This is a genomic window from Gilliamella sp. Pas-s25 (genome assembly GCF_009795885.1).
Classification (GTDB): Bacteria; Pseudomonadota; Gammaproteobacteria; order Enterobacterales; family Orbaceae; genus Gilliamella.
On the sequence record NZ_WTEV01000051.1, the window covers coordinates 1 to 4797 of the forward strand.

At 27.1% G+C, this 4797-nt stretch carries 5 protein-coding genes; 2 read left to right on the top strand and 3 right to left on the bottom strand.

The genetic code is table 11. The features are described from left to right. Window positions 1–586 precede the first annotated feature (586 nt). Together GQ593_RS13020 and GQ593_RS14350 are read right to left on the bottom strand one after the other, a co-directional pair. Window positions 587–1762, bottom strand: coding sequence for a hypothetical protein (locus GQ593_RS13020; RefSeq protein ID WP_160432423.1), 1176 nt, complete (start codon window positions 1760–1762; stop codon window positions 587–589). Window positions 1763–1829: 67 nt separating this feature from the next. Next, complete coding sequence (locus GQ593_RS14350; protein ID WP_085165847.1) at window positions 1830–1994, bottom strand: integrase core domain-containing protein; 165 nt, start codon at window positions 1992–1994, stop codon at window positions 1830–1832. Between the two features lie 342 nt (window positions 1995–2336). Here GQ593_RS14350 and GQ593_RS13030 point away from each other — a divergent pair, with 342 nt between their 5' ends. Together GQ593_RS13030 and GQ593_RS13035 are read left to right on the top strand one after the other, a co-directional pair. Continuing rightward, window positions 2337–3599, top strand: a complete 1263-nt coding sequence (locus GQ593_RS13030) for a hypothetical protein (RefSeq protein ID WP_085165846.1) — start codon at window positions 2337–2339, stop codon at window positions 3597–3599. 15 nt (window positions 3600–3614) lie between these two features. Further along, window positions 3615–4511, top strand: a complete 897-nt coding sequence (locus GQ593_RS13035) for a hypothetical protein (protein ID WP_160432424.1) — start codon at window positions 3615–3617, stop codon at window positions 4509–4511. Window positions 4512–4561: 50 nt separating this feature from the next. On the opposite strand, the gene GQ593_RS13040 is transcribed toward GQ593_RS13035, so the two are convergent. Beyond that, the coding region (locus GQ593_RS13040; RefSeq protein WP_160432425.1) for an antirestriction protein ArdA at window positions 4562–4797 on the bottom strand (236 nt) is incomplete at its 5' end.

Sequence of the window (4797 nt, forward strand, 5' to 3'; positions counted from 1 at the left end):
AAATCATATTCATTGCTGATGTTATATAGACATTGAAAACAATCTAAGTTATCCGTTAGATTAATTAAGTCTGTAATTGAATTAACATAGTCCCCAACATCAATAACTGTTTCATAAATTTCTAATTCAGCATAATTTAACTCTTCAAGTTTTTATGCCGAATGATTTTATTTATTAAGGTTAATAAATATGATGATAAATTATGGTTTACTTTATCATAGGATTAATATTACATGGAATTAGGTATTGATTTATCGTATTAGTTAAAAATATCGTCGAGAAGTTCATATGTTTAAAGCTATTGTTCACTTGATTTTGAGGTAATTAAGTTGAAATTGGTTGAATGGTTAAGGTGCAAGGTTTACTGGAAAAGGCTTTAGACATAAAAAAAACCTGCTAGAAGCAGGTCTTAAAATTTGGTGATTGGTGCCTCGGACGCGGAATCGAAGATACCGCTTAAAGTATTGGAAGAAGAGGATTGAGGGATTTTAGGTGAGGGAATGTACCCGGTGTTGTATCCGGCGCCAATTTGTAGTCAGAAAATTTCCATGTATACACCAAAGTTGTTGAATTCCCATAATATTGGTTATTGCCTCTCGATGTGTAAAACAGAAATTTCATTTTGATTAAAGGCAATACAGTTTTTATCGTCAATAAAAATAGGTTTATTGTCAGCAAAATCATACTTCAAAGAATCTAAAAATGTTTGTTTAAAATCTTTTTTACAAATTAAATAAATATCGCCTAAGTGAAATCCTATTGTCCCTTTTACTAAAAATAGATTATTTGCGTCATCTTCAAAATCCCATTTATTTTGTTGTAATTTCAATTTATTAACATTATTTTTAATAATTCCATATTCATAAACAGAAGATAAATCTGTTATTCCTAATAACTGTAACGTTAAGTAACTTGCAAAAATAAATGTTTTTTGAAAAATAATGAAGACAGTAAATAATGCAATAATACTTGTATAAAAACTACCTTTTATTGTGCGAACTAGAAGATCATTTTTATCTGAAAATTTTTTGTTATGGATATTATAAAAATAAAAAATTAAAGGTATAAGAGAAACAATCGCAAGAAAAAAAATGAGCCAACTAACTAGTCCAATGTTTTGCCAAGAAAGAGAGCCAGTAACAAATTTAAAAAATAACAATAAAACTGTCGTATAAAAGATTAAAAGAGGTAAAAAAGATAACCATATAGAGTATGAAAATATTTTCCAGTTATTGGTTTTATTCTCTAATTTAACCGTTCTTAAAATAACAAAACAACATAAAGTAGTGAAAATAACTATTCCAAAACTAATTAAGAGCAAAAGTTCCCCATTTAACTTTTCTTGTTCAGGAAAAAAATAAGACCAACATAAAGCAAATGTTACAGGGAATGTCGATGCTAATGCTGAAATTATAATCAGTAAAACATAACGAAGAAATGAAATTTGATAATTATAAAATTCCAATTCATTTAAATATATCACGGTATTAAATCCTGAAGAACTCAGTAGAATTAGAGATAAAAAACAAACAAAAGTAAAAGGGAAAATAAAGATAATAAGATCTGTTTTACTTTCTCTTATAAGGTCAATAAAAAGATGTTGCCTATTTAGATGATTCAAATATGACCACAAAATTAACGCACAAATAACAACTAACATGATAAAAATCATCTGCCAGTTTTTTTTCAAAATTAATAAAATATCTATTTTCTTAGTTTTATTCTTCTGTAGATTTTTGGGTATACGTTTAAAATTGGACATATCAATTCATTCCTGAATAAAAAATTTTGCAAATATCCCATTGTTAGTACCAAAACCAAGTAGAAAATCACACTATTCGTTTCATGGTTCTATATTCAATTGGTGGCATATTATTTAATGCTTCATGTGGTCTTTCTGTGTTATACATTTCTAACCACTCTTCTGTTGTTTTTCTTAGTTGTTTCAGATTGTTAAATATATAAATTTTATACTTTCGTTCAATTTGTTTAATTAGATCATTCTATATAACCGTTTTGATAAGGACTACCTGATTTAATATAAGTAATATCGGTTAACCATGCCGTATTCAGCTTATCAGGGTTAAATTACCTAAAATATAGGAACAATAGATGGAACCCCAAAACATAGAATATTTAATAAAAATCAAACGTATATTATTTAATGTGTTGGCTATTATCTATTAGTTCCATTTTATTCTAGGTTGTTTATTAACATAAACTTTGTCATATTTCTATTTGTAAGCTGTTTTATATATTTACACATAAAATGTACTTTACAGAAAATGCAATAATATTTAAATTAACATACAAATTGAATAAGCTAATCATATTGCATGGCTAAATTATTTTCACCTCTAGCAACGAAATGTACTAAAAAAAAATGCCAAAAACCCATCTGTTATTCTGCGCTATTTAAATATAAAAAAGGGTTATGTAGTGAACATCTTGCTGAATTTGAACATCAATTATCGATAAAAAAACAGAAAAAACGATTAATACCTAAAAAATGCCCTGTATGTAAAAACATCATCAAAATAAGAAGAAATCAACGATATTGTAGTGCAAACTGTCGTCGGATCGCAATGCGTTTTGTTGAACATCCTATTGTGTGTGAAGTAACAAAAACAGCAATATGGCAACGTGTAGAGCGCTTATTGCGAAGCAGTCCATGGGGATTGGCATCTGTTAATAATTGGGGGGACATTTATCACCTATACGCCTTGCTTTCTATGAAAAAATATTATGAAGTGCTTTTAAAAAAAGATGCTCCTTTGCTTAAATTAAAGTTGGTCCATCTGCATCATCTTGATATTGGTGGAACCAATACGATGCAAAATATTTTATTAGTACCTAAAATGAACACCAATTATAAAAAAGATATGAATAAAAAATGCACTGAGTTAATCTATAATGGTGAGCAAATATATAATGATAAAGCATTACCGATCACTACTTCATTATATAAAAGTCTAATTTTTCTTGATGGAAACTCCAAAAAGTGCAAACAAAAAAATAAAAACGATTTAATTGAATTATGTTTGAAAATAAAACAAGAAATTATCCAGCCTATAATAAAAATTAATGATTATACTCTTTCTTACCTACCAGCAGATATGCTCTATGCCAACCATTTTATGGTGTTCAATTCTTTATCACAGAGAAAAGAGATTAAAAGCGTTATTTATTTTCATTTGATGAACCAATTTGCTCGTATATCATTATCTAATGAGTTTATTTCTCCTTTAAAAACTACAGACAATCACTTTGATAAGTTTTTAAGAGATTCATTAAAACATCTTGAGTTTTCTGATGAAAAGCTAACCTTTCAATTTTTTGAGTTACTGGCTTTAGCCATTTACCACAATTTAGTCAATGGCGATCAATCATTTACTAAAGATATCATTAAAATAACGTATGATGTATTAAGCATGATAGAAAAAAATCCAAATGATGTAAGCTCAAAGAAAGAATATTTATTTCAAAAAATCGTCGACTATATTAATCATTATTTTGAGTTATCTCTTTCAACAAAAATTGAGGGGCATGAGAAATTTATAACATTTTATAATCGATTTTTTCAACGGGTAGGCGAATAGAAACTGGAAATCATAATGAACAAATCACTAAAATCTAAATGTAAAAGACTAAAATGTGATGAACTCATTGCAAAAACACCACTTGCAAGACAATATCGTCTATGTAAAATGCATTTTAATGAAAAATTCAACAAAATACAAAAGCACAAAAATTCTGTTAGAAACCAGTGTAAATTTTGTGGTAAAACAATAGCAAACAAAAGAAATAACGCATTCTGTAATTATAATTGTTGGCAACTAAGTTTTTGGTGTACGAAAAAAATCACTAAAGAAATCCTAGATAATTTCTTTGCGGAAATTAATCATCTTTTTCCAGAAAAAAAACAAATTAAATATCAAAAGGCCGAACTATTATTAAATCTAGAAAGAATGTTATTAAATCAAGAATTCATTAATGTTACACCCAAATACAAACTACACTATGATATCAAAATCGATAAATTTTTAAGTCGACCTTATCTGTATCTAAAGGTAGAATCATGCTTACTTAATAATATTTTATTTAAATATTATAAAATACTATATTCATTTAGAGATAATTATCCTTATTGTTGTGTTGAGTCCATGAACCCTCAAAATCCAGATAAAGAAAATAGAGATAATAATGGTATATACGAGATAAAAATGTTTTGTACTTTCGAAGTTATAGCAATATCAATGTGTTATGCATTAGTTTCCAAACATATTAAAGTTTTTAAAAAAATTTTTGCATTAATCTCCAAACACCGGAAGCGTATTAATAAAAAAGATTTAACATATTTAGATAAAGTTGAGGAATATCTTGAATTACTAAAATATTGCATCAATTATTTAAATGATAATTTCAATACACAGCTACCAAATTACTTTAACTCTAAAGAAAATATACTAATATTTATTAATTTTTACAAAAAAATAAATAATATTAACTAATGTAAAGTAACTCTTTAAATTTCAATGAAATTCTCAGAGTTACTAGCTGCTCATTCTAAAGATCTTCTATAGTTCAAAACGTTGTACTCTTCAGGAACGCTTTTACCATCGTAATCGGAACTAAAAATTTCACCTGTATAATAGATATAATTACCAGAATAAAATGTGCCACTTTGTTCAAGTGCAATATCATGGCCATATCGTTCGTAATCAAAGTAATTAGTTAAGTTACCGAGTTCTTTTAAACTATAACAACCACTTTCAGCAATCCAGTAGAAACCTAAAT